The sequence below is a fragment of the Mesorhizobium calcicola genome, assembly GCF_042682105.1.
In the GTDB taxonomy this organism is placed as follows: domain Bacteria; phylum Pseudomonadota; class Alphaproteobacteria; order Rhizobiales; family Rhizobiaceae; genus Mesorhizobium; species Mesorhizobium calcicola.
Genome location: NZ_JBHUGY010000027.1, coordinates 272406 through 292754, shown reverse-complemented (window position 1 = coordinate 292754; position 20349 = coordinate 272406). Strand labels below are relative to the sequence as shown.

The 20349-nt window shown below is 59.3% G+C and carries 18 protein-coding genes and 2 pseudogenes; 15 read left to right on the top strand and 5 right to left on the bottom strand.

Annotated elements, in window-relative coordinates; translation table 11 throughout:
• Positions 1 to 6: 6 nt before the first annotated feature.
• The gene (locus ACFSQT_RS18235; RefSeq protein WP_379020863.1) at positions 7 to 927 is read right to left on the bottom strand and encodes a LysR substrate-binding domain-containing protein; all 921 of its coding nucleotides are present in this window, start codon (positions 925 to 927) and stop codon (positions 7 to 9) included.
• 305 nt (positions 928 to 1232) lie between these two features.
• Here ACFSQT_RS18235 and ACFSQT_RS18230 point away from each other — a divergent pair, with 305 nt between their 5' ends.
• The 9 genes and pseudogenes from ACFSQT_RS18230 to scpB all read left to right on the top strand — a co-directional run bounded on the left by ACFSQT_RS18230 (position 1233) and on the right by scpB (position 12686).
• Positions 1233 to 2660: an NAD-dependent succinate-semialdehyde dehydrogenase gene (locus tag ACFSQT_RS18230; protein ID WP_379020861.1), complete on the top strand. Its 1428-nt coding sequence runs from the start codon at positions 1233 to 1235 to the stop codon at positions 2658 to 2660.
• A gap of 333 nt (positions 2661 to 2993) precedes the next feature.
• A complete protein-coding gene (locus tag ACFSQT_RS18225) occupies positions 2994 to 4172 on the top strand; it encodes an acyl-CoA dehydrogenase family protein (RefSeq protein ID WP_379020859.1) in 1179 nt (392 codons plus the stop codon).
• Entirely contained in the window at positions 4169 to 5407 is a 1239-nt protein-coding gene (locus ACFSQT_RS18220; protein WP_379020857.1) for a CaiB/BaiF CoA transferase family protein, read from the top strand. Before ACFSQT_RS18225 ends, ACFSQT_RS18220 begins: the two co-directional genes overlap by 4 nt.
• Position 5408: 1 nt before the next feature.
• A complete protein-coding gene (locus tag ACFSQT_RS18215) occupies positions 5409 to 6536 on the top strand; it encodes an acyl-CoA dehydrogenase family protein (protein ID WP_379020855.1) in 1128 nt (375 codons plus the stop codon).
• Positions 6537 to 6595: 59 nt separating this feature from the next.
• The gene (locus ACFSQT_RS18210) at positions 6596 to 7564 is read left to right on the top strand and encodes an NAD(P)H-dependent flavin oxidoreductase (RefSeq protein WP_379020853.1); all 969 of its coding nucleotides are present in this window, start codon (positions 6596 to 6598) and stop codon (positions 7562 to 7564) included.
• Positions 7565 to 7681: 117 nt separating this feature from the next.
• Positions 7682 to 9763: a 3-hydroxyacyl-CoA dehydrogenase NAD-binding domain-containing protein gene (locus ACFSQT_RS18205; RefSeq protein ID WP_379020851.1), complete on the top strand. Its 2082-nt coding sequence runs from the start codon at positions 7682 to 7684 to the stop codon at positions 9761 to 9763.
• A gap of 1 nt (position 9764) precedes the next feature.
• Positions 9765 to 10961 (top strand): 3-oxoadipyl-CoA thiolase, encoded by a 1197-nt coding sequence (gene pcaF, locus ACFSQT_RS18200; RefSeq protein ID WP_379020849.1) that lies wholly within the window; start codon positions 9765 to 9767, stop codon positions 10959 to 10961.
• A gap of 197 nt (positions 10962 to 11158) precedes the next feature.
• Positions 11159 to 11998, top strand: a pseudogene (locus tag ACFSQT_RS18195) (DUF1403 family protein); the annotation flags it as partial.
• Positions 11999 to 12002: 4 nt separating this feature from the next.
• Positions 12003 to 12686, top strand: a complete 684-nt coding sequence (gene scpB, locus ACFSQT_RS18190; RefSeq protein WP_379020953.1) for an SMC-Scp complex subunit ScpB — start codon at positions 12003 to 12005, stop codon at positions 12684 to 12686.
• 181 nt (positions 12687 to 12867) lie between these two features.
• Here scpB and ACFSQT_RS18185 read toward each other — a convergent pair whose 3' ends face one another.
• From ACFSQT_RS18185 to ACFSQT_RS18175, 3 genes are read right to left on the bottom strand one after another with little or no spacing between them, the layout of a single operon-like run.
• Positions 12868 to 13023: a hypothetical protein gene (locus tag ACFSQT_RS18185; RefSeq protein ID WP_379020847.1), complete on the bottom strand. Its 156-nt coding sequence runs from the start codon at positions 13021 to 13023 to the stop codon at positions 12868 to 12870.
• Positions 13013 to 13564 (bottom strand): ImmA/IrrE family metallo-endopeptidase, encoded by a 552-nt coding sequence (locus tag ACFSQT_RS18180; protein WP_379020845.1) that lies wholly within the window; start codon positions 13562 to 13564, stop codon positions 13013 to 13015. Before ACFSQT_RS18180 ends, ACFSQT_RS18185 begins: the two co-directional genes overlap by 11 nt.
• Positions 13565 to 13573: 9 nt before the next feature.
• Positions 13574 to 13888, bottom strand: coding sequence for a helix-turn-helix domain-containing protein (locus tag ACFSQT_RS18175; protein ID WP_379020843.1), 315 nt, complete (start codon positions 13886 to 13888; stop codon positions 13574 to 13576).
• A gap of 131 nt (positions 13889 to 14019) precedes the next feature.
• On the opposite strand from ACFSQT_RS18175, the pseudogene ACFSQT_RS18170 reads away from it, so the two are divergent.
• The 5 genes and pseudogenes from ACFSQT_RS18170 (at position 14020) to ACFSQT_RS18150 (ending at position 17888) form a co-directional block, all read left to right on the top strand.
• Positions 14020 to 14244: pseudogene (locus ACFSQT_RS18170) on the top strand (DUF2188 domain-containing protein).
• A 2-nt stretch (positions 14245 to 14246) separates the two neighbouring features.
• Positions 14247 to 15260, top strand: coding sequence for a CBASS cGAMP-activated phospholipase (locus tag ACFSQT_RS18165; RefSeq protein WP_379020841.1), 1014 nt, complete (start codon positions 14247 to 14249; stop codon positions 15258 to 15260).
• The gene (locus ACFSQT_RS18160) at positions 15257 to 16459 is read left to right on the top strand and encodes a nucleotidyltransferase domain-containing protein (RefSeq protein ID WP_379020839.1); all 1203 of its coding nucleotides are present in this window, start codon (positions 15257 to 15259) and stop codon (positions 16457 to 16459) included. The genes ACFSQT_RS18165 and ACFSQT_RS18160 overlap by 4 nt, the downstream gene beginning before the upstream one ends.
• Positions 16456 to 16920, top strand: coding sequence for a type II CBASS E2 protein (locus ACFSQT_RS18155; protein ID WP_379020837.1), 465 nt, complete (start codon positions 16456 to 16458; stop codon positions 16918 to 16920). The genes ACFSQT_RS18160 and ACFSQT_RS18155 overlap by 4 nt, the downstream gene beginning before the upstream one ends.
• Before the next feature lie 251 nt (positions 16921 to 17171).
• Positions 17172 to 17888 carry a hypothetical protein gene (locus tag ACFSQT_RS18150; protein WP_379020835.1) on the top strand — a complete coding sequence of 239 codons (717 nt, stop codon included), beginning with the start codon at positions 17172 to 17174 and terminating at the stop codon, positions 17886 to 17888.
• 161 nt (positions 17889 to 18049) lie between these two features.
• Here ACFSQT_RS18150 and ACFSQT_RS18145 read toward each other — a convergent pair whose 3' ends face one another.
• The gene (locus tag ACFSQT_RS18145) at positions 18050 to 19264 is read right to left on the bottom strand and encodes an IS701 family transposase (protein ID WP_379019609.1); all 1215 of its coding nucleotides are present in this window, start codon (positions 19262 to 19264) and stop codon (positions 18050 to 18052) included.
• Between the two features lie 127 nt (positions 19265 to 19391).
• Between ACFSQT_RS18145 and ACFSQT_RS18140 the strand changes: the two genes are divergently transcribed.
• Positions 19392 to 20088 (top strand): IS5 family transposase gene (locus ACFSQT_RS18140; RefSeq protein ID WP_379020833.1). Its coding sequence is split into 2 segments (ribosomal slippage): positions 19392 to 19729 and positions 19728 to 20088, totalling 699 coding nucleotides; the frame shifts between segments, so codons are not numbered across the junction.
• Positions 20089 to 20349: the final 261 nt, after the last annotated feature.

Below are 20349 nucleotides of genomic sequence, written 5' to 3'. Positions count from 1 at the left end.
AGACTTTTAGTCTCCGGGCTCGGTCGGCAAGAAAGGGTTTTCCGCTTTGGCTGCTGCAGTCAGCCAGGTACTGAAGGTTCGCACGTTACGGGCGCTCCACGATCGGGCCGGCGCCACAAGAAAATAAGTCATACCGGTGAGGGTCGGTTGCTTAAAAATCGGCACCAGAGTGCCCTGAGCCAGCGCTAGATCTGCGAACGGTCGTCGCCCGATGGCGATGCCCATGTTCTGCTGTGCAGCCTGTAGTGCCGCTGATCGTGTGTCCACCTCCAGCCAATGGCCCACATCACCGAGAGAAACCTGGTTTTGCTCCATCCACATTCGCCATTCGTCGGGTGAGGACGCGCAATAGATAAGCGGATGCCCCAGAAGGTCAGATGCCTGCGTGATTGGCCCACGACGTGCGAGGAAGGTTCGCGAGCACACCGGAGCGATGGTCTCTTGAATAAGAGCAATCGACTTGTACGCTCCTGAGGGCTCCACGCCATACTGAAAGGCAAGGTCAATATCACTGCCCGACAGGTCCACCTTCTCCGGGCTCGTGATGAGGGTGACGGAAATCTCGGGGTATTGCTCTGCAAATCGGGCCAGTAAGGGCACCATCCAAAGCTCAGCGAGAGAGGGGAACAGATTTATTGAGATTCGCCCTGTCTTTCGCGCCAGAGAGACCTTGATCATCGCTGCTTCCAAGTGATCGAGGATGTCGCGCAGCTCGGACGCCAATTGTGATCCAGCCTTAGTAATTCGGAGGCGGTTGTCAGATTTTATCAGTAGTTTGGTTCCAACGTGACTTTCGAAAGACTTCACTTGGTGGCTGATAGCGCTCGCAGATATGCCGAGCTCGTCACCGGCCGCCTGCAAATTGCCGTGACGTGCCAAAGCTTCGAATGCGCGGATCGCGGCAAAGGGCGGAATTTTGCGTCCCATCAGGTTTTCAGCGCTCCTTGCGCCTTATCCGGCACATTGGTGGGGTCAGCATATTAGCAGCTTGTCGACAGCGATAGCCGGCAAATGACCGCGCTACGCTGGCTTGCTGAAAGGTCAAAACGACCCTCCGTCACTTCAGAGCGAGCATAGTCAACGTCGCGACGCATTGGCGCGCAACTCTCACCGATGCAACGCCCCACGGCGGGAAATATCTCAAACAGGACTGAAATTCTATTCAATTGAAGCGGTCCAAAGTAAGGCGGATCAACCCTTCCGACAGGAATCCAGGCCAAGGGGAGAAGATCATGGCGCCGGTTGAGATCGCAGAGGACTATCCGGACACGCTACTTTTCATTGGCGGGAGTTGGCGTTCTGGAACAGCGAGGATTGAGGTCATTGGCCCTTCAACCGGAGAGGTGATTGGGTACTGCGCTAAGGCGACAATTTCAGATCTTGATGACGCAGTGACGGCGTCGATAAGCGGCTTTCACATTTGGTCCGCTACTTCTGCGCACGATAGAGCTGTGGTTTTGAGGCGGGCAGCAGATATCCTCGACTCCAGAGCAAAGTTAATTGGCAGCCAAATCTCTGCCGAACAAGGCAAGCCTTTCCACGAAGCGGTAGGAGAGGTTCTCTATTCTGCAGAGGTTTTGCGGTGGAATGCCGGCGAGGCGGAGCGCATATACGGCAGAGTGATCCCGTGCCGTCAATCTGGCGAACGGCTTATGGTTCTGCCGACACCCGTCGGACCCGTACTTGCTTTGACTCCCTGGAATTTCCCGATCTACCAACCTGTCGCGAAAATCGCCCCGGCCTTGGCCGCTGGATGCTCGGTCATCGTGAAACCGGCCGAAGAAACGCCGGCGGGTGCTGCGGCGTTGATCAGGGCGTTGCATGATGCAGGATTGCCGGCCGGGACGATAAACATGGTGTTTGGCAACCCTGACGAAATCTCGAGCTACCTAATCGCCTCTCCTGGGATTCGCAAAGTGTCTTTCACCGGCTCCGTTGCCATTGGGCGCCTGATAGGTGCCAGAGCGGGACAAGCGCTCAAGAAGGCCACCTTGGAGCTGGGAGGGCACGCGCCCGTTATCGTGTGTCCCGATGCCGATCCGGTCCTTACCGCGCAGCTCTCTGCAGCACACAAGTTCCGGAATGCTGGTCAAGTCTGTGTCTCCGCCAGTCGCTTTATCGTGCATCATTCCATAGCCGAGGAGTTCACAACCGCATTCGTGGAAGCCACAAAACTGCAGGCGATCGGCCCGTTGATCAATGCGCGGCGGGTGGCGGCGATAGATGAACTTGTTGATGAAGCGGTGAAGGCCGGAGCAAAGCTTGCCCATGGGGGGCACAAGCGGCCACAGGTTGGATTTCACTATCCGCCGACCATCCTGTGTGACGTGCCTCCTTCGGCGCGCATCATGCAGGAAGAGCCGTTCGGCCCGGTTGCTGCAATCTGCACCTTCGACGACCTCGACGAGGCCCTGACAATCGCAAACGGCCTTCCCTTCGGGCTGGCGGCTTACGCGTTCACTGACTCCAGCGAAGCAGCAGAGCTGCTGATCAACGGCCTGCAAGCCGGCATAGTCCAAGTCAACAGCTTCGGGCTGGCTTATCCGGAGGCTCCGTTCGGGGGCATCAAGGATAGCGGTTTCGGCAGCGAAAACGGCATTGAAGGGGTCCAGGGATATCTGCACCCTAAATATGCAGCGCTCGCCCGCCCCGTCAGGTAACCCGCAGTGACAGGCGACTGCTCAGACTATCGCTCCAACGCGATTCAGGGACGTGGTCGAGCTCGTTTGCTGTCGAAACCATCGTGCCCAATCATGCTTGATCAGGCGTCTGATGCGGAAGCGCATTGGTGCCGCAACCCATTGAAGTCATAATTATTATTCATTCGGGACGCGCTTTTCCGGCCTCGCCACCTGAGGACGGACTGCCGATTCAGAAGCATTCAAAGGCGTTGTTTTTTTTTCAATTTCGAGAGTCAGGTTCGCCGCGTATGGGTTGGCATCAGGCTAATCCGCCTGCTGACGAAGTCTCGTCGAGAGGAGCTTAACCGGCGAATGCGTATCATTCCTACAGAAGACGAAGCTGCCGAATTGCGTGGTCGCGTCCTCGAGTTTTGCGAGAAGACGATCCCTCTAACCGTGCGCGGGCTGGAGCGCCAAGGCACGATGAGTGACGGCGATTCCGCAGCCTTCTTCAAGGCGCTCGGCCAAGCGGGCTGGATCGGCCGCCACTGGCCCGAACAGTACGGCGGGCGAAGCGCGAGCCATCTGGAGACCGCCATCATTGACGAGGCGCTCGGCTATGCGCGCGCTCCCCTTTCCGCCTACCTCCTTTCCGTCAAGGTCTTCGGCAACTCGCTGATGCTGTTCGGGACCGACGAGCAGAAGAGCAAATATCTTCCTATGATCACGGCTGGCGACGCGATGTTTTGCCAGGGGTTCTCGGAGCCTACGGCCGGGTCGGATTTTGGATCCCTGCGGACCGCGGCCGTTCGCTCGGGCGACAAGTACGTCGTCAACGGCCACAAAATCTGGACTTCCTCGGCCGAGGTCGCGACGCACATGTACCTCGCCGCGCGGACCGATCCAAAAGTCGTCAAGCATCGCGGGATCAGCCTCTTCGTACTCGACATGAACATGCCAGGTGTCACCGTCAACAGTTTCCCAACACTGGGCGGTGGTGTCCTGAACGAAGTCTTTCTGAGCGATGTGCACGTTCCCGCCGAAAACCTTCTGGGCGAGGAAAACCGCGGCTTCCATCAGGCGATGCGCAGCCTTGATCTGGAACGATCCTGTATGGACAGGGTCGGGGCCGCCCGGCTCTCCCTCGATCGACTCGTCGAATATGTTAAGCGCGAGGGAAGCGACTGCGGCAGGGGCCGTCTCGCCGACGTCAGCATGGTCCAAGACAAGATCGGTGAGCTCCGGACGAAGCTCCAGGTTGCGCGCAGTTTCGGGTATATGATCGCACGCAACCTAGACGCGGGGAAGGGGGTCAGCGCCGAGTTCTCCTTTGGAAAACTCTATGTCGGCTTGTTGACCCAGGCCTTGGCGGACGCAACGGTCGACATTGTCGGTCCGCTGGCCCAGTTCGAATACGGTTCCGACCTTGCAATCTTTGACGGCCTCTTCCCAGCCGTTTTCCGCGCCTCTCCGGCGCTTACCTTGGCTGGGGGGTCGAGCGAAATCCAGCGCGGGATCATTGCCACTCGTGGCCTGGGGTTGCCGAAATGACCTCGTCAGGTCCTCTGGACGGTATACGTGTCGTCGATTTTTCAGGCTATATTGCTGGTCCATTCTGCACCCAACTGCTGGGTGATATGGGCGCCGACATTATCAAGGTTGAGCCACCGGCCGGCGAGCAATGGAGAGGCCAAGACCCGTTCTCGCCGGGGTTCAGCAAAAGCTTTGTTGCGCTCAATCGTAACAAACGATCCATCGTGCTCGACCTGAAGACGGACAAGGCCCTCAGCACCGCGAAAGCCCTGATCGCATCGGCCGACGTGATGGTCCACAACTATAGGCCGGGCGTCGCTGAACGCTTGGGTATCGGATACGAGGCGGTCCGCGACCTCAACCCCCGTCTGATCTATGCTTCGAATTCGGCCTACGGACAGAAAGGGCCCCGGGCTCTCCATGCTGGCTATGATCTGGTGATCCAGGCGGTCTCCGGCTTGATCGCGTCAAATCCCAATCCGGATGGGAAAGCCCCGCGGCGATACGCGGGTATCGCGTTGATTGACTTCACCGCCGGTCAGACGCTGGCGATTGGAGTGCTGTCCGCGCTTATCCAGCGACAGCGCACCGGCGTCGGACAGAAGATCGAGAGCACGCTAATTGAAGCAGCCCTTAGCCTGCAGCGGCAAAAATTGGTGTCGATTGAAGCCGTGGATGGGCAAAACCCCCAGAAGTCGCAAGGGACGGTCAGGGATCGTATGCGAGCATCTGCCAAGCACATGCATGATCTTGTCGCGCGTGAACTCTACTACCGCACCTACGAAACAAGTGACGGATATGTCACGATAGGTTGCCTGAATGTCCCTCAGCGACGGCATTTCATGTCCATCGTCGGTTTGGAGGATCCTTGGTTCGAAAATCCAGATGCACTGCCGCAGACGGACGAAGAGGACGCCAGTCGGCGGGCTCTTACCGCCTATGCTGAGCACGAGTTTACCAAACGCAGCACCACAGAATGGGTCACCGCGTTCGAGGCTTGTGCCGTCCCTTGCGCGCCTGTGCAGATGTCAGACGACTTGATGTTTGACCAGCAGGTCGAGGCCGGGGGCTACTTCGTCGATTTCGTCATGCCTGAGTTCGGCCGAGTTCGAACCATGGGCTTGGGCATAACCAGTGACGGTCGCCCCAAATCCCATCGGCCGCCCCCCGCATTGGGGCAGCATACCAAGGAAATTCTTGATGAACTCGCCGCCCGCCAGGCCGCAGAGACATCAGCAAACGGAGTTCGGTGACATGAATCAAGGCGTGGGTGCACTCGAAGCCAGTGAAAGCGTTGTCGATCAGGCTGATTTTGAAATGATCCAGGAGGTCGCTCAGGCCTTTGTCGCGAAAGAGCTGACCACAAAAGTCGTCCGCCGAGCGGAACGTGGTGACTGGAATGCCGCAAACGGACTCTGGAAGGCGGTCGCCGACTTGGGTTGGATTAGCCTGCTGACTCCCGATGCGTTCGGCGCCCAGGGGCTACCCGTTGTCGCAATGATTGCAGAGGAGCTGGCCACTGCGGCGTTTCCGATGCCCTTCGCGGAAACTGCAGCCTTTGTCATACCCCTTCTGGCAGAGTTTAACGACGGATCCCTCTACGAATTGATCGAAGCTGTCACCACCGGCCAGAAGCTTATAGCGATTGCCATGCCGGCGAATGGGCTGCCAGCAAGCGCAGAAGACTGCGCCATTACACCGTTGGCAGATAATGAAAGCGGTAAGCCATGGGTCGCCGAGCACCTTGAGCGTGCCGATGCGGTCCTTATCCCCGTACAGGCGGATGTGGGTGTTGCGTTGGCGCTGGTGCAAAAGCCCACTGCCGGATGGGGCGGAGCGGCGAATCCGGATATCGCCAACAATGGCTATCGCACGCTGGATTGGGTGTCGGTGGCCGACGGCGAGACCATCATCATTGGCAATGGTGATTGCCGATGGGCAGATTTGGAAGCCGCGCTGAACGTTCTGCGCACGGTCCTGGCAGCTCAGGTCGTTGGTCTTTCCCGAGGGGCACTCGACCTAGCCGTTGCCTATGCCAAGGAACGAGAGGCGTTCGGAGTGGCCATAGGCTCGTTCCAAGCCGTCCAACAGCGACTTGCGGAGGCGTATATGGAGAACTTCGCCGCACGTCTGCTGGTGGGCAACGCAGCGATCTCGCCCACTCCGGTTTATGTGGCCATGGCCTCGATCCAGGCCGGGGAGAGCAGCCGCAAATGCACTTTCACGGCGCAGCAGATTTGGGCAGGTATGGGATACACGCTGGAAACGGATGTGCAGCTTTACTTTCGGCGAGCCCGTGCTCGGCAGCTGCTTCTCGGTTCGCCCTGGCACCACCGTGAAACGGTTTGGCACGAGGCAGCTCAACAAAAGTGGGCAGTTTAGCATCAGCGGCGCGGAATTGCGCGGTTGGCGACTTCCCGAAACGTCCAAGAGGCAGGGACATGTTCCAGACCAAACTGACCAGACTTCTTGGTATCCAGCACCCCATCATCTGCGGGGGCATGTTCCGGATCGGGCGCGCCCCACTGGCCGCAGCTGTCTCCAATGCAGGTGGGCTAGGCATCATTACATCCGCAACTTTCTCTGATCTCGAGACCTTCTCGGCAGAAATCGAGATGTTACGCAGGCTTACCGACAAGCCTTTTGGCGTGAACATCAACCTCTTTCCCACGGCACGACAGTACGCCCCGGCCGATTTTCTGGAGGTTTGTATCAATGAAGGCGTACCTGTTCTTGAGACTTCCGGCCAAAATCCAGAGACCTACATTGAACGGATTAAGAAGGCGGGCCTGAAGATCATACACAAGGTGCCTGCCGCCCAGTACGCTCTCAAGGCTCAAAGCATCGGGTGCGACGCCGTCGCCGTGGTAGGAAACGAAACGGGCGGCCATCCTGGAATGACCGACGTGAGCACTCTGATCATGGTGCGGCAGGCCGCTTCGCGGATCAACATCCCCCTTATTGCCGGCGGAGGATTCGGCGACGGCGAAGGGTTGCTGGCTGCCTTAAGTCTTGGCGCCGACGGAATCGTCATGGGGACGCGGTTCCTGGCGACGCAGGAGGCGGGCGCCCACCAGGCCGTCAAGGACTGGATGGTGGCTGCGAAAGCCGAGGATACTTTAATCGTACAGAAATCAATCGGCTCGCCGATGCGTGTAGCCAAGAACGCACTCGCAAGCAGGGTCGTGCAAATGGAAACCGCGGGCGCCGGCTTAGAGGAGCTCTTGCCCCTGATCACCGGCAGCCGGAATCCCTCAGTCTACTTTGAGGGCAAACTCGATGATGCGATATGGTCTTGCGGACAAGCTGTCGGCTTGATCAATGACGTACCCAGCTGCGCCGAACTCGTCGATCGGATCATCGCGGAAGCTTCCGCTGCGTTGGCGTCCATCAACGCCAGCGTGGTTTGACGCACGAAGCTTTGGCCCATCCTCCCGGCGCTGGTGATCCAAAAGCGCCTTGGGGCAGGCCGCAGCTTTACTCGAGCATTGTTTCAACCAGCCAAGGCCGTCAGCAAGGGTTAGTGGATGTCAGGATCAGCAACACGGCAAGCGGTGAGGCTCGAGCGGCGGGGGGATATCGGCATCATCATTATCGACAACCCGCCAATCAATGCAGGTTCACTTGAGGTTCGTCACGGGCTCCTGAAAGCAGTCCTTTCTGTGGACTCTGATGAGGAATTGACGGGTGGCCTGTTGATCGGCGCTGCCACGATGTTCATGGCCGGCTCCGACATCCGCGAATTTGGAGCGCCGCTGAAGGACCCGCAACTTCCATCGGTCATCGCTGCCATCGAGGAGAGTACCAAGCCGTTCGTGGCTGCAATTGCCGGCGCGGCCTTGGGCGGAGGGTATGAGCTTGTACTAGCTTGTGATGGCCGCGTTGCCAGTCCCGACGCTGTGGTCGGCCTTCCGGAGACCACCCTCGGCCTTATTCCGGGGGCCGGGGGTACACAGCGCCTCCCGCGACTAGTTGGGCGGGAAAAGGCAGTGGAGCTCATTTGCGCGGGCACCCGCGTACCTGCAATCGAAGCCGTCAAGTTAGGCATGATCGACGCGGTGGCCGAGCGAGATCTGGAATCTGAAGCCCTTGCTTTCCTGGCCGGTCTTCAGTCCGCCAAACACAAGGTATCCGACAAGCCGATTCCGGAATGCGAACCTTCCTCATTCGCAGACACGAAGGCTCAAGCGCTTAGTTCCGGCCGCCATCGGCCGCATATCGTGGCGGCGATCAACGCCGTCGAACAATGCGGACGCTTGCCGTTCAAGGAAGGCCTAGCGAACGAACGGGCGGCGTTTCAAAAGCTGAGAATGGGCCGAGAGGCTTCAGCCCTCCGCCATCTGTTCTTTGCAGAGCGCAAGGCTTTGAAAGCTGCTGAAGCCGCCGCGTCCAGAGCCAACCCGATTGATGTGGTTGCTGTGATCGGCGGGGGCACCATGGGGGCGGGGATTGCAGCTGCGCTGCTTGGTGCTGGAAAATCCGTCATCATCGTGGAATCAACTTCTGATGCCGCGGCCCGCGCACTTGAACGCGTACAGAAAGGACTTCAGCGACGCGTCGAGCGCGGTCGACTTGATCCCGCACAATTGGGCCTTTTTTTACCCCGGCTTACAGTCACCACAGATGCTCGGCGTGTTGGCGAGGCTGATGCCGTCATCGAAGCCGTCTTTGAGGATATCCGCGCAAAGCAGCAGGTATTTGAGGCCCTTGGGAGCGCAGCGCGACCAGGCGCGGTCCTTCTGACGAATACGTCGTACCTGTCGGTCTCCGAGATCGCAGCGTTTTCCGGCCGCTCCGAGGACGTGGCGGGAATGCATTTTTTCAGCCCGGCTGATGTGATGCGCCTTATTGAGGTCGTTCGACATGAGGGTACGTCACCGCATGTGACAGGCGCGGCCTTTGACCTCGCACTCACAATGGGAAAGCTGCCTATACTCTCCAAGGACTCGTTCGGATTTATCGGCAACCGCCTCTTTGGGGCTTACCGCCGCCAGTGCGAATTCATGCTGGAGGAGGGTGCACTACCGCACGAGATTGACTCTGCGCTGGAGGCATTCGGGTTTGCCATGGGTCCGTTCGCCGTAGCTGATTTGTCGGGCCTCGACATCAGCTGGCGCATGCGCCAGGCGACAGCGTCACTCCGCAAACAGACAGATCGCTATGTCGTAATCCCCGACCTTTTGTGCGAAGCTGGCAGGTTCGGCCGCAAGACAGGAGCCGGTTACTATCTGTACCCGGCGGCAGGAGGACGCGGCGAAGTTGACCCCATCGTCACCGACCTCATCATGAAGGCGTCTAGCGATGCGGGGCGCGTTCGTCGCTCGATCCCAGCTTCAGATATCGTCAATCGCGCAATGGCCTCCATGGCAAGCGAGGCTGCATGGATTATTTCCGAAGGCGTAACTCATTCGCCGTCAGATATCGACCTGGTGCTGACCAATGGTTACGGGTTCCCCAAGCATGAAGGGGGAGTTCTCTTCTGGGCGCGAAATCAGGATCGCGAATCGTTGGACGCCGCATTTACGACCCTCGCCGAAAGCCACGAACATGGCTTTAAGGTTGGACCTGTGACGGCGCTTCTGCTGGATAAAGCAGAGAGGGCTGCCTGACATGTCCGAGGCGTATATCTGCGATTACATCCGCACGCCGATCGGCCGCTTTGGCGGCTCGCTCTCGTCGGTCCGCGCCGACGATCTCGGCGCTGTGCCGCTGAAGGCACTGGTCGAGCGCAATGCCGGCATCGACTGGCAGGCGGTCGATGATGTCGTCTATGGCTGCGCCAACCAGGCCGGCGAGGACAACCGCAACGTGGCGCGCATGGCGCTGCTGCTGGCCGGCCTGCCCAAGGAAATCCCGGGCTCGACGGTCAATCGCCTGTGCGGTTCCGGCATGGATGCGCTGACCATCGCCGGACGCGCCATCAAGGCCGGCGAGGCGGAGTTGATGATTGCCGGCGGCGTCGAATCGATGAGCCGCGCGCCTTTCGTCATGCCCAAGGCCGACACGGCGTTTTCACGCAATGCCGAGATCTACGACACCACCATTGGCTGGCGCTTTGTCAATCCGCTGATGAAGAAGCAGTATGGCGTCGATTCGATGCCGGAGACCGGCGAGAACGTCGCCGAGGATTTTTCGGTGTCTCGCGCTGATCAGGACGCCTTTGCCGTGCGCAGCCAGGACAGGGCGGTCGCGGCACAGGCCAATGGACGGCTGGCCAAGGAAATCACAGAGGTGACGATCCCGCAGCGCAAGGGCGATCCTATTGTTGTCTGCAAAGATGAACATCCCCGGGCGGGCACCACGGTCGAGGCGCTGGCCAAGCTTCCGACGCCGTTCCGGCAGGGCGGCACGGTGACCGCCGGCAATGCCTCCGGTGTCAATGACGGCGCGGCGGCGCTGATCGTTGCGGCAGTGAAGAAATACGGGCTGACGCCGATCGCCCGCATCCTCGGCGGTGCCGCCGCTGGCGTTGCACCACGCATCATGGGCATCGGTCCGGCGCCGGCGACGCAAAAGCTGTGCGCGCGGCTTGGCCTGATGCCAAAACAGTTCGATGTCATCGAGCTCAACGAAGCCTTTGCCTCGCAAGGCATCGCCGTGCTGCGCCAGCTTGGCATTGCCGAGGATGCCGAGCACGTCAATCCGAATGGCGGCGCCATCGCGCTCGGCCATCCCCTGGGCATGTCGGGCGCGCGCATCTCCGGCACCGCGGCGTTGGAGCTGCGCGAACGCGGTGGCCGCTATGCGCTGGCAACGATGTGCATCGGCGTTGGACAGGGCATCGCTGTGGCGATTGAGCTAGCCTGAGGACGTCTGCGGGCTCGCAATCTTAAGTAATACAGTACTTTCAGAGTCGCGGTCGCAAGACAACGCCAGCTGACCCCGAGCCGACCCCGAGCGTTTTCGTATCTGCGACCAAGTTTACCGGAGACCGGTAACTTCTCTGGGGTAGGCGGCGCGCAGAAGGGGCGGTGTCGCGCTGCGTTTAATAGGGGCCGGAACAAGATGGGGTGGTGCGCCAGCAGGAGCGATGGGCCGGCGCCTGGCGGCAGCGCCTGGCGCTTGCGGCGGCCGCGACAACGGCGAAACAGGCCGGCCGCGTCGAGGATGAAAATGCGCTGCGCGATCCCGTGCTGCTCACACGGCCGGGCGATTTTTTGTCCGTCGGTCCCGCCGGTCTTTTGTTACTCGCCTGGCGCCGGCTGGCGGTGCGTCCAGCGGAAGATCTCCTGAAGGAAAAAATCTCGCTGCGGTGTTGGAAGAGTTCGGTTACGCCAGCGACGACGAGACGGCGAGCGATCTGGCGGAGGATCTCCGGCAACTCGCAGCCGGCGCTGGCATGGTCGCAACGCTGACCGGCACATTCATGGCCGCCGAACGCCACGGCTTTGCGCGCGCCGTCGGGGCATGGCTCGCCGACGCGCTGCTGGCGCAACGGATGGGTTGGGTACACGCGATGCCGTTGCTAGGCGCGAGGCGGCCTTGGGCACAAGCGCCCGACCGCGGCGGGCGGCAGCCAGTTCTGCCACGACAGGCATTGAGTCAGATCCTGAGCGTGCCAAAAGTCTGCTCGCCGCGCAGGCGCGCGCCGCGCTGCGCGCCATTGATCTTTCCGCTGAGCTCGAGCGCCGCGCGGACCGTCTGCTTGCCGTTGCGCCGAAACTCAGGGCCAAGGGGCGGACGCTGTTGTGGACAAGCTCCTGTCAGACGATGCGATCGTTGCCTCGGAAAAGATCTCAAGCATGAGCGATCGCGGCCTGCGCCGGCTGTTCGACCGGCTGGTTGAACTCGGCGCGGTGCGTGAGCTTTCCGGCCGGCCGACTTTTCGCATCTACGGGCTGTGACACCATGGCGGAGGCAGTGCGCGCGAGAAGGGGGAAAGGTCGATCCGATGACCATCGATCAGGCGATCGCCTGTTTGATCGCAAGCTGGATCACTTGCCGCCGGAGGCGCGCTGGCGCGAATGGATGCATCGCGTCGAGGCAACCATTTTTGCAGCCAGCGAACCGGTGACACGTGAGGTGCTTGCGCGGGTCGTCGGCAAAAACTGCAGCATCGATCTTTTGATCGACGACATTCGCGAGGAGCTGCACGGTCGTCCCTATGATTTAGTTGCTGTCGCCGGCGGCTGGAAGCACCTGACCCGGCCGGCCTATGCCGATGCCATCCGCGCCGCTGTCGGTGGAAGTGGGAAGACGGCCGGCCTTACGCAGTTGGAGGTTTTGGTGCTGATGTGCATCGGCTACTTCCAACCGATCACCCGCGCCGAGTTGTCGTCTTTCTTCGGCAAGGAGATCAGTCGCGATTTTATTGGTCATCTGCGCGGTGCCGGCCTCATCGCTTCCGGTCCACGTAGCCCGACGGCAGGCGCGCCCTACACCTACGTGACGACAAAAGAATTCCTGTTGGAGTTCGGCCTTGATACGCTGCGCGACCTGCCGGATTTCGAGGCGCTCGAGGATGCCGGATTGCTGTCGAAGGACAAGCTGCTGACAGGTGACATCATGCCCGACTTTTCCGCCGGACAATAGGGTATCGGAGAAGAGGCGGGCGAATAGCCGCGCTGCGTTTGCCTATACCTGATCAATAGATGAATCGCGCGATATGCCGTGGGAATCCGGCAGACTCGGCCCAGATCATGTGCTGCTCGTAGTCATTACACATACAAAGCGCTGGGCTTGCGCGACCCGCGCCAAACGATAGCTCGTTCGATCATCGCTTGTAAGCGAACCGAGGGGTCCAGCTCTCTTCGAGGGCAGCATCCTCGTCCTCCTCTTCGGCGGGATCATCCGGCAAGCGTTCGCTGCTGAGCAGCGTTAGAGTGTAGCCATATTTTCCAAGCCCGATGACTTCTTCATCAAGGGTCAATCGCCTCGGGCAATCGAACCAATGCGAGCGGATAAGCGCTGCATTCGGCGGCTCGGATTGCGGCAGCGGTGCATGAGCATCCGGCTTCATCCGCCAGCTTCAGAATGCTGTCTAGGCCGACCTGATTATTCGATAGAAATTTCCGTGTCAGCGCCGTCGGCATAAGCAAGCCGCTCGCGAAATGATCGGCTTCAAGCTCGATTGACGTATTCTGCGTGAAGTCAGCACGGGACATATGCGCCCCGCCCATCGCTATGATCTCTTCCGGGTGACCTGGTAAAAAATAGTGGCCCAGTTCATGGCCGAGGGAGAAATGTTCGAAACCGGCGTTCTCATACTCATTCGAGTAAATGATGGTCACCTTGTCGTTCGCAAAAATAATCGCGCCCGATACGCCTTTCACGTCGGCAGGCTTGGCCTGCACCGAAATTTCTTTTTGCCGTGCGATGTCGAACGCATCGACCGGAAACTGATGGAAGCCGAACTCGGCGGCGATTTTTTCGCCGAGCTGTGTTGCCATCTTTAGCCGGAAGCCTGCCAAGGGCGGATCCTACTTCTTCTCGCCGATCATCGTGTCGATGATGTTCTGAATAAAATTGCGGTCCTTTGCGGACAATTTGTCTTCGTCACGGAAGGCGGTTGTGGTCGTCTTGGTGCCGAGTAGATAGTCGGCGGTGACCTTCAGGGCCTTTGCGAGTGCGCGGACATTATCGAAAGATGGCTTGCGCCTGCCCGCCTCGAAGTGGGCTATTGCCGAAGGCTGCATCCCGGCCTCACGGGCAAGCTCGGATTGGCTCAGTTCTCTTTTCTCACGGATGTCACGCAGGCGGGCGGCGAAGGTGGATGGGATGCTTGACTCTATCATGACAGATCGTATAGACTTCCTTACCTAGATCGTCAGCCCCTAAAGGGACTTTTTTTGGGCTCAACCTATGACCGAGCGTACAGAATCGTATTACCATTTGCGAATCCGGTCAAGGAAAGAAGGAGAGTAGCATGGCTGGTAAAAATCAGCACATCGTCCCCCATGACAATGCATGAGCTGTCCGGGGAGCCGGAAACCAGAGGGTAACATCCACGCACAGCACCCAGGCGGACGCCGAACGCGCAGCGCGTGAGATCGCAATCAATCAGAAAAGTGAGGTCGTGGTCCACCGCCCCAATGGTGAAATTCGCGATCGCAATTCGTACGGGAATGACCCGTATCCGCCGAAGGGATGACAATGCCGACGCTGGATGAGAAAACCAAGGAACCAATTCGCCGGATATTGTGCATTGATGGCGGTGGCATCATGGGGACTCAGCCAGCGTCGTTCCTCGCTACGTTGGAGGAAGACATCGGCCGACCGATAGGCGAGTATTTCGACCTGATCGCGGGGACGTCAACCGGCGGCATCCTGGCCATCGGGCTTGCGTTGGGACTGCCGGCGAAGCGGCTCCTCGATCTCTACGTTCAGCGTGGCCCGTACATTTTCGGCCAGGGCGGCGGGTCTTTCTTTACGCGTGTTGGTGACCTCTTGGGAGAGATTCGGCACGTCGCCGCGCCAAAGCATGATGCGGAATTGCTACGCGCCGAACTAGAGGGTGTGCTTCAGGGCAAGCGCATCGGCGATGCCAAGACGCGGCTCTTGGTCCCGGCATGGGATGCCGACTTGCGCAGTGTCTATATCTACAAGACGGCGCATCATCGCCGATTGAAAACGGACTATAAAAAGTCTGCCCTCGATGCGGCGATGGCCACGGCGGCCGCGCCCACGTATTTCAAGCGGCATCGTACAGCAGACGATGTCGGTCTGCTTGACGGCGGCACGTGGTGCAACAACCCAATCGCAATGGCAGTTGTTGAGGCCATCACCTTGCTGGGTTGGCCTTCGACCAGCCTGCGGGTGCTCAGCCTTGGCTGCGTGAATGAAGTTTACATGATCGGAGAGGCGCCCGGCTGGGGTGTCCTTGGTTCCGATGTCATCCGTTTGTTTATGGACGGTCAATCGCGCAGCGCCATGGGGATGGCCAAGTTGCTCACGGGTCACGAATGTGAGCGCGAGGCGCTGTTTCGATTCTGCCCGGATGTGCCGAAGAAGTTCTTTAAGCTCGATGACACCCGCAAAATTACTCAATTGAAAGGGATGGGAGCGGCAGCGGCTCGCCGCGACCGCGCGCGCATCGAACCTGTTTTTCTGACGGAACCGGCAGAGCCGTTTGTGCCATGCTACCAACTAAGCGAGGTGATGAAATGAACGAGCTTGCCAGAAGCCTCGTGCCTCAGAATGTTTTGCTGCGCAAATCCGAGGTCTATTCGATATTGGACGAGATCTGTCAGGATCTCGAACTGACCACCGCGCAAATGGAGGCCGCCAAGGCGAGTTATGAGGCGGTCGCAGATTGGTTGTCCTCGTCGGACAATCCTACTTTGCAACACATCGATGTTTATCCGCATGGATCAGCCGGGTTGGGCACCTCGGTAAAGCCGCTCGGCCGCGAAGATTTTGATGTGGATGTCATCTGCCTCGTTTTCCGATTTGCGTGTGTGCGGCCGCCCGCTGAGCTGAAGAAGATCGTTGGCGACCGGCTTCGCGAAAATCCACGCTACGCGGCTATGCTTGAGGAGAAAAAGCGGTGCTGGCGTCTGAACTACGCACGCGAATTCCACCTCGATGTGTCACCGACAATTGTGAACCCTAGCTGCAACAATGGCGGTGAGTTGGTGCCGGATAAGAGCCTGAGCGAATTCAAGCCCACCAACCCAAAGGGATATCGGGCACTGTTCGAGAAGCGCTCCTTGATGCGGCCCCGCCTCAAGGTTCAAAAGGCCATCGCATCTGACCGACAGGCAAATATCGAGCCCTTCCCCATTCACAGGAGGGTCAAGGACATTTTGCGCCGCACCGTTCAGTTGCTGAAGCGCCACCGCGATATTTATTTCTTCGACATCGAGGCCGACATCGCGCCGATCTCCATAGTCATTACGACGCTGGCAGCGCAAGCCTACGAGTATTGCGTGAACACGTTCACCTTTGACTCCGAACTTGATGTCGTCATCGCTACGATCCGGATGATGCCTCACTTCATCGATCGGCCGTTTGTTAATGGACAGCGGATGTATGTTGTCGCCAACGAAACGACCATCGGTGAGAATTTCGCCGAGCGCTGGAACAAGGAGCCTGCGCGGGCCACGGCTTTTTATGCTTGGAACGCCAAGGCGCTCGCCGACTTCGAGAACCTCTCTGAACTCGAAGGCCTCGACCGCATCTCCAAGAAACTCGGCGATGCCTACGGCAAGACCGTCGTGTCGCGCGTCATGGACGCCCGCACGGAACAGATCTCGAGCGCGCGCGCGGCGCAGAAGCTTTTTGTTGCGCCTATGGTTGGTCTTACGTTGACCAACAGCGATGCGGCGACCGCTGTGCCGAAGAACACGTACTTCGGTGATGAATGAGCTGGTCAACCCGTCCTGATCTAACGCCCGCACAGCAGTTCCTGTTCCTGCGAGCGAACCCGATTTGTGCGGGTGACGGTGCGTTGAATGCAAAAGGACTGACCTGGGAATATCATGTTCGTCCCACGCCATTATGTCGGGAATATCGCGTCCGTCTGAGCTATGAGCGAGGCGGATCAGCGAAGGCTGTGGTGCTGGAACCGGACATTCAGCTTCGTGCTGGCGAGAGGAAATTGCCGCACGTCTACCGCGATCCACTCCGACTCTGCCTGCACCTGCCCAAAGCACATGAGTGGGTGGGGTCGATGCGCTTGGACCAGACCTTCATTCCATGGATTGCGACATGGCTATTCTACTTTGAAGAATGGCTGGTTTCTGATGAATGGAAAGGCGGTGGCGAGCACCCCGATCCAGATTCGAGCGAAGTCATCCGCCGGGCCGTTCGCCGGGCAACGCGGTAGCAAGGGAGGAGGCAAACAAGGCGTCACTTTTCGGTATCGGTGCGCGGAGGCGGGGTACCTGCGCGTGCGTGGCGATGAAGCGCAGCAGCCGGTCGACGGGCTCTCAACCTCATCGGGTCAAGGACGATAGAGGCATAAGGTGCATCTGACCTGTAGTCATGTTTCCGGGTGCGCTTCTCGTACAACAGGTGTTGTCAGATACCTCAAATGCGTTGAACGTGACGGTGTGATCTATGCGGACGGAGAGCGAGATGGGGCTGATAAACCTGAGTCACCGCGAGAAGCAGGCCATCGGCGCGATTAACAGCGGCGAGCTTCATGACTTGGTTGATCAGGCCATCAGTTCAGAGCACCTCGGAGAACTCAGCAGCCCACCACTCTACGACTGCGGAGAGTACGTGGCCACCAAAGTTCGGTACTTCGATCGAGCGCTTGCGGCGTATAGGATCGCGAAGTCGGCCAAAAAGCGCGAAGAGACGCTATATTCTGCTCACAAGGCCGGCAGTGATCTGACTTTTGCGTTCGCCCAGATAAGGCAACGCATGGAGGTCGAGGAACGCGAGAGCCAGCTATTTTTTGTCTACGATCCGACGATGCCTCCATTTGGTCTGACCCAGAACATGCAGGTTCGCGTTAGCTACCGGTGGCGCCGGGCGACCGGGGATGAATGGACTTCTGGGTCCATTGTCTTCAAGCACAAGGTCCGGCCCCGTTTGGACTATCATGCGCTCGCTCAGCCGAAGCCTAAGCGAAAGCCGAGCGCCAGGAAGCTTGCGGAGAACCGTGAGAGTGACCTGCTTTACGAATGGGAGCACTTTGAGCGGTTGGCTCATTGGTCAGTGCGCGACTATTTCCGGGCGGGCCGTGACGGAGCGGGCATTCCAGGTCAGTTTGAGGTTAGGCTCGGTGACGATGACCGGCTGAACAATTTCAGCGCTGATTTCTGGGGGCGCAACGTGAGCTCCTGAGGACTAGCATTACAGTTGCATTCTAGATTTTAGGTGAGCTCGTCGAGCGGCCGCCTGATGGGCGCGCCTCCAGCATGACCATGCGATGACGTAGGCGGGGTTTATGCGACGCTGGGCGAGTCTGATGGCGATGCGCCGGACTTCCTGGATAGACCAGCGGATCAAATCCTGATGGTCGGCATCCGCGGTCTTTTTTGGGGCGTCGCGTCATTGGCGCGGTATCGGATCACCGCCATCATGGCGAAGGCGAGCATGACGAGGGAGGCGTGGCGATGCCAGCCATGCCATGACCGGGTTTCGTTGTGATCGAGTCCGAGCTCGTTCTTGGCGGTCTCGAAGCTGTCTTCGATCGCCCAGCGATGGCCTTCCACGGAAACGAGCGTCTGGATGCCCGTCCCGGCCGGGCACCATGTGGTGAAGAATGCGAGATCGCCGTCGCTGATATTGCGCCGGATCAGGAGGCCACGGGTCCAAAGCCCCGATTTCGTCTCGTTATATTCGTCGGCATCGAGATCGGCGAGTTCGCAGTAGGCCCAGTCATGAAGCCGCGCGCCTTTGGTGCCCTCACCGGCGGAAAGACGCTGCCATGCACTTGGATCGAGATCACGGGCGATCTCCTGAGCTGTGCCGGCGACCGGAGGCTTCCCCGACCAAGAGCCGAAATGGTGGTCCGACTTGACCCCAAGAACGTAGCCTTTGCAGGCTCGCCGCAGGGTTCCTTCGACGTCCCCGACGCCATACACCGCATCTGCGGCCACCCATGAAAACGGCACATCGGCTGCCAGCGCACGCCGTATCATATCGACAGCCAAGCCTGGCTTGGTAGCGAAGGCTATAGCCTCAGGAACATGGGTTGCTGCAAGCCTTACCGGATCTCCGGTCCAGCTTTTGGGCAAGTACAGGGCCCGATCGACAAAGGCATGACCGCGAGCGGACACATAGGCGGCGAACACACCGATCTGGCAGTTCGTTATCTTGCCTGCAGAACCTGTATATTGACGCGCAACACCGCACGATGTCTTGCCCTGCTTGAGGAAGCCCGTCTCATCGATGACCAGGACCGCATCATCTGTGGCGAGGTTTTCTACAACATACTCTCGCACGATGTCGCGAAGTGCGTCCGCGTCCCAACGCCCGCGACCCAGAATGGCTTGTTGCCGCCACGGGCCGGGATCACCGGCCGCCTCAGCGCGCATCCAACCTGTCTTACGCCGCTCGTCACCCAGCAAGCCGTCCAGGAAAAGGTTCGCAGATGCTGCAACTCGCTCCTGCGTAAACAGTCCGCGCATACGCGCTTTCACGTCACGCAGCGATGATGCCCAAAGCTCAAGCGTAGTTTCGATTGATGCACCTGTCATCCATGACCTCCGAATCATGGAGACCCATAGATTCAGACCATAGATAAATATGCAACTGTAATGCTAGGACCAATCGACATTCAGGATTCCCGTCGGGAGGGAAGCGTGATCCATAGGTATCCGCGATTTGGCGGGGACCTGATGGATGGCAGCGAAGCGGTATGAACTGAGCGAAGCCCAGTGGCGTCGGATCGCCGCGCTACTGCCGGGCAAGGCGGGTGATCCTGGACGGACGGGCTTGGACAACCGGCTTTTCGTCAATGGCGTGCTTTGGGTGCTTCGGTCGGGCGCCCATTGGCATGATCTGCCGGAGCGCTACGGCAAGTGGAAGACGCTGCACAAGCGCTTCTCGCGCTGGTGCAGGGCGAAGGTGTGGGAGCGTATCTTTGACGATCTCAGCAAGGACCGGGACAACCAATATCTGATGCTCTATAGCACCTTGGTCCGCGCACACCAGCAGGCAGCGACCGGAAAGGGGGGACCAAAATCAGGCTCTGGGGCGTTCCCGAGGTGGATTGACCACCAAGATCCACATGCTCGCCCACAGCTTCGGCCGCCCACTGAGGTTCCTGCTCGCCGCCGGCCAGAGCCATGACATCCTGGCCGCGCCGATACTGCTGCAAGGCTACACGGCTGAGGCCGTCCTTGCCGACCGAGCCTATGATTCCAATGCCTTGCGCAGCCTCATCGCCGAAACCGGCGCCAAGGTGGTCATCCCCTCCACCCGCTCCAGATCAGAACCGATCCCGCATGATCCGCTCATCTACCGATGTCGAAACCGCATCGAGCGCTGCTTCAACAAGCTCAAGCACTTCCGACGCTTCGCCACCCGCTACGACTGACGCGCCATTCACTTCCTCGCCTTCATTCACCTCGCCGCTGCTATGATCTGGATGCGTTGAATGTCGAGTCAGCCTAGTCGCCCGCTATCGCCTTGTGCTGAAAATTGGCGGGCTCCGCCGGCTGCTAAGGACGATCCGGTTGTTTGCAAGAAGGAACTCACCGAGCCCGTCGCGGTCGCCTTGGGTTGGAATGCGATGAACCGCCCGCGGTCGCGAGCTTAGCCTGATGGACGTTGGCGCCGTTCGCCGCACCGACAATCT

Bases quoted from the DNA above. Each gene is read 5' to 3' on its own strand.
- ACFSQT_RS18145 (WP_379019609.1), bottom strand. From the start codon at position 19,264: ATGATTCGGAGGTCATGGATGACAGGTGCATCAATCGAAACTACGCTT.
- ACFSQT_RS18165 (WP_379020841.1), top strand. From the start codon at position 14,247: ATGCCGACGCTGGATGAGAAAACCAAGGAACCAATTCGCCGGATATTG.
- ACFSQT_RS18210 (WP_379020853.1), top strand. From the start codon at position 6,596: ATGTTCCAGACCAAACTGACCAGACTTCTTGGTATCCAGCACCCCATC.
- ACFSQT_RS18175 (WP_379020843.1), bottom strand. From the start codon at position 13,888: ATGATAGAGTCAAGCATCCCATCCACCTTCGCCGCCCGCCTGCGTGAC.
- ACFSQT_RS18160 (WP_379020839.1), top strand. From the start codon at position 15,257: ATGAACGAGCTTGCCAGAAGCCTCGTGCCTCAGAATGTTTTGCTGCGC.
- ACFSQT_RS18230 (WP_379020861.1), top strand. From the start codon at position 1,233: ATGGCGCCGGTTGAGATCGCAGAGGACTATCCGGACACGCTACTTTTC.
- ACFSQT_RS18150 (WP_379020835.1), top strand. From the start codon at position 17,172: ATGGGGCTGATAAACCTGAGTCACCGCGAGAAGCAGGCCATCGGCGCG.
- ACFSQT_RS18205 (WP_379020851.1), top strand. From the start codon at position 7,682: ATGTCAGGATCAGCAACACGGCAAGCGGTGAGGCTCGAGCGGCGGGGG.
- ACFSQT_RS18220 (WP_379020857.1), top strand. From the start codon at position 4,169: ATGACCTCGTCAGGTCCTCTGGACGGTATACGTGTCGTCGATTTTTCA.
- ACFSQT_RS18225 (WP_379020859.1), top strand. From the start codon at position 2,994: ATGCGTATCATTCCTACAGAAGACGAAGCTGCCGAATTGCGTGGTCGC.
- ACFSQT_RS18155 (WP_379020837.1), top strand. From the start codon at position 16,456: ATGAGCTGGTCAACCCGTCCTGATCTAACGCCCGCACAGCAGTTCCTG.
- ACFSQT_RS18215 (WP_379020855.1), top strand. From the start codon at position 5,409: ATGAATCAAGGCGTGGGTGCACTCGAAGCCAGTGAAAGCGTTGTCGAT.
- ACFSQT_RS18235 (WP_379020863.1), bottom strand. From the start codon at position 927: ATGGGACGCAAAATTCCGCCCTTTGCCGCGATCCGCGCATTCGAAGCT.
- scpB (WP_379020953.1), top strand. From the start codon at position 12,003: ATGGCGGAGGCAGTGCGCGCGAGAAGGGGGAAAGGTCGATCCGATGAC.
- pcaF (WP_379020849.1), top strand. From the start codon at position 9,765: ATGTCCGAGGCGTATATCTGCGATTACATCCGCACGCCGATCGGCCGC.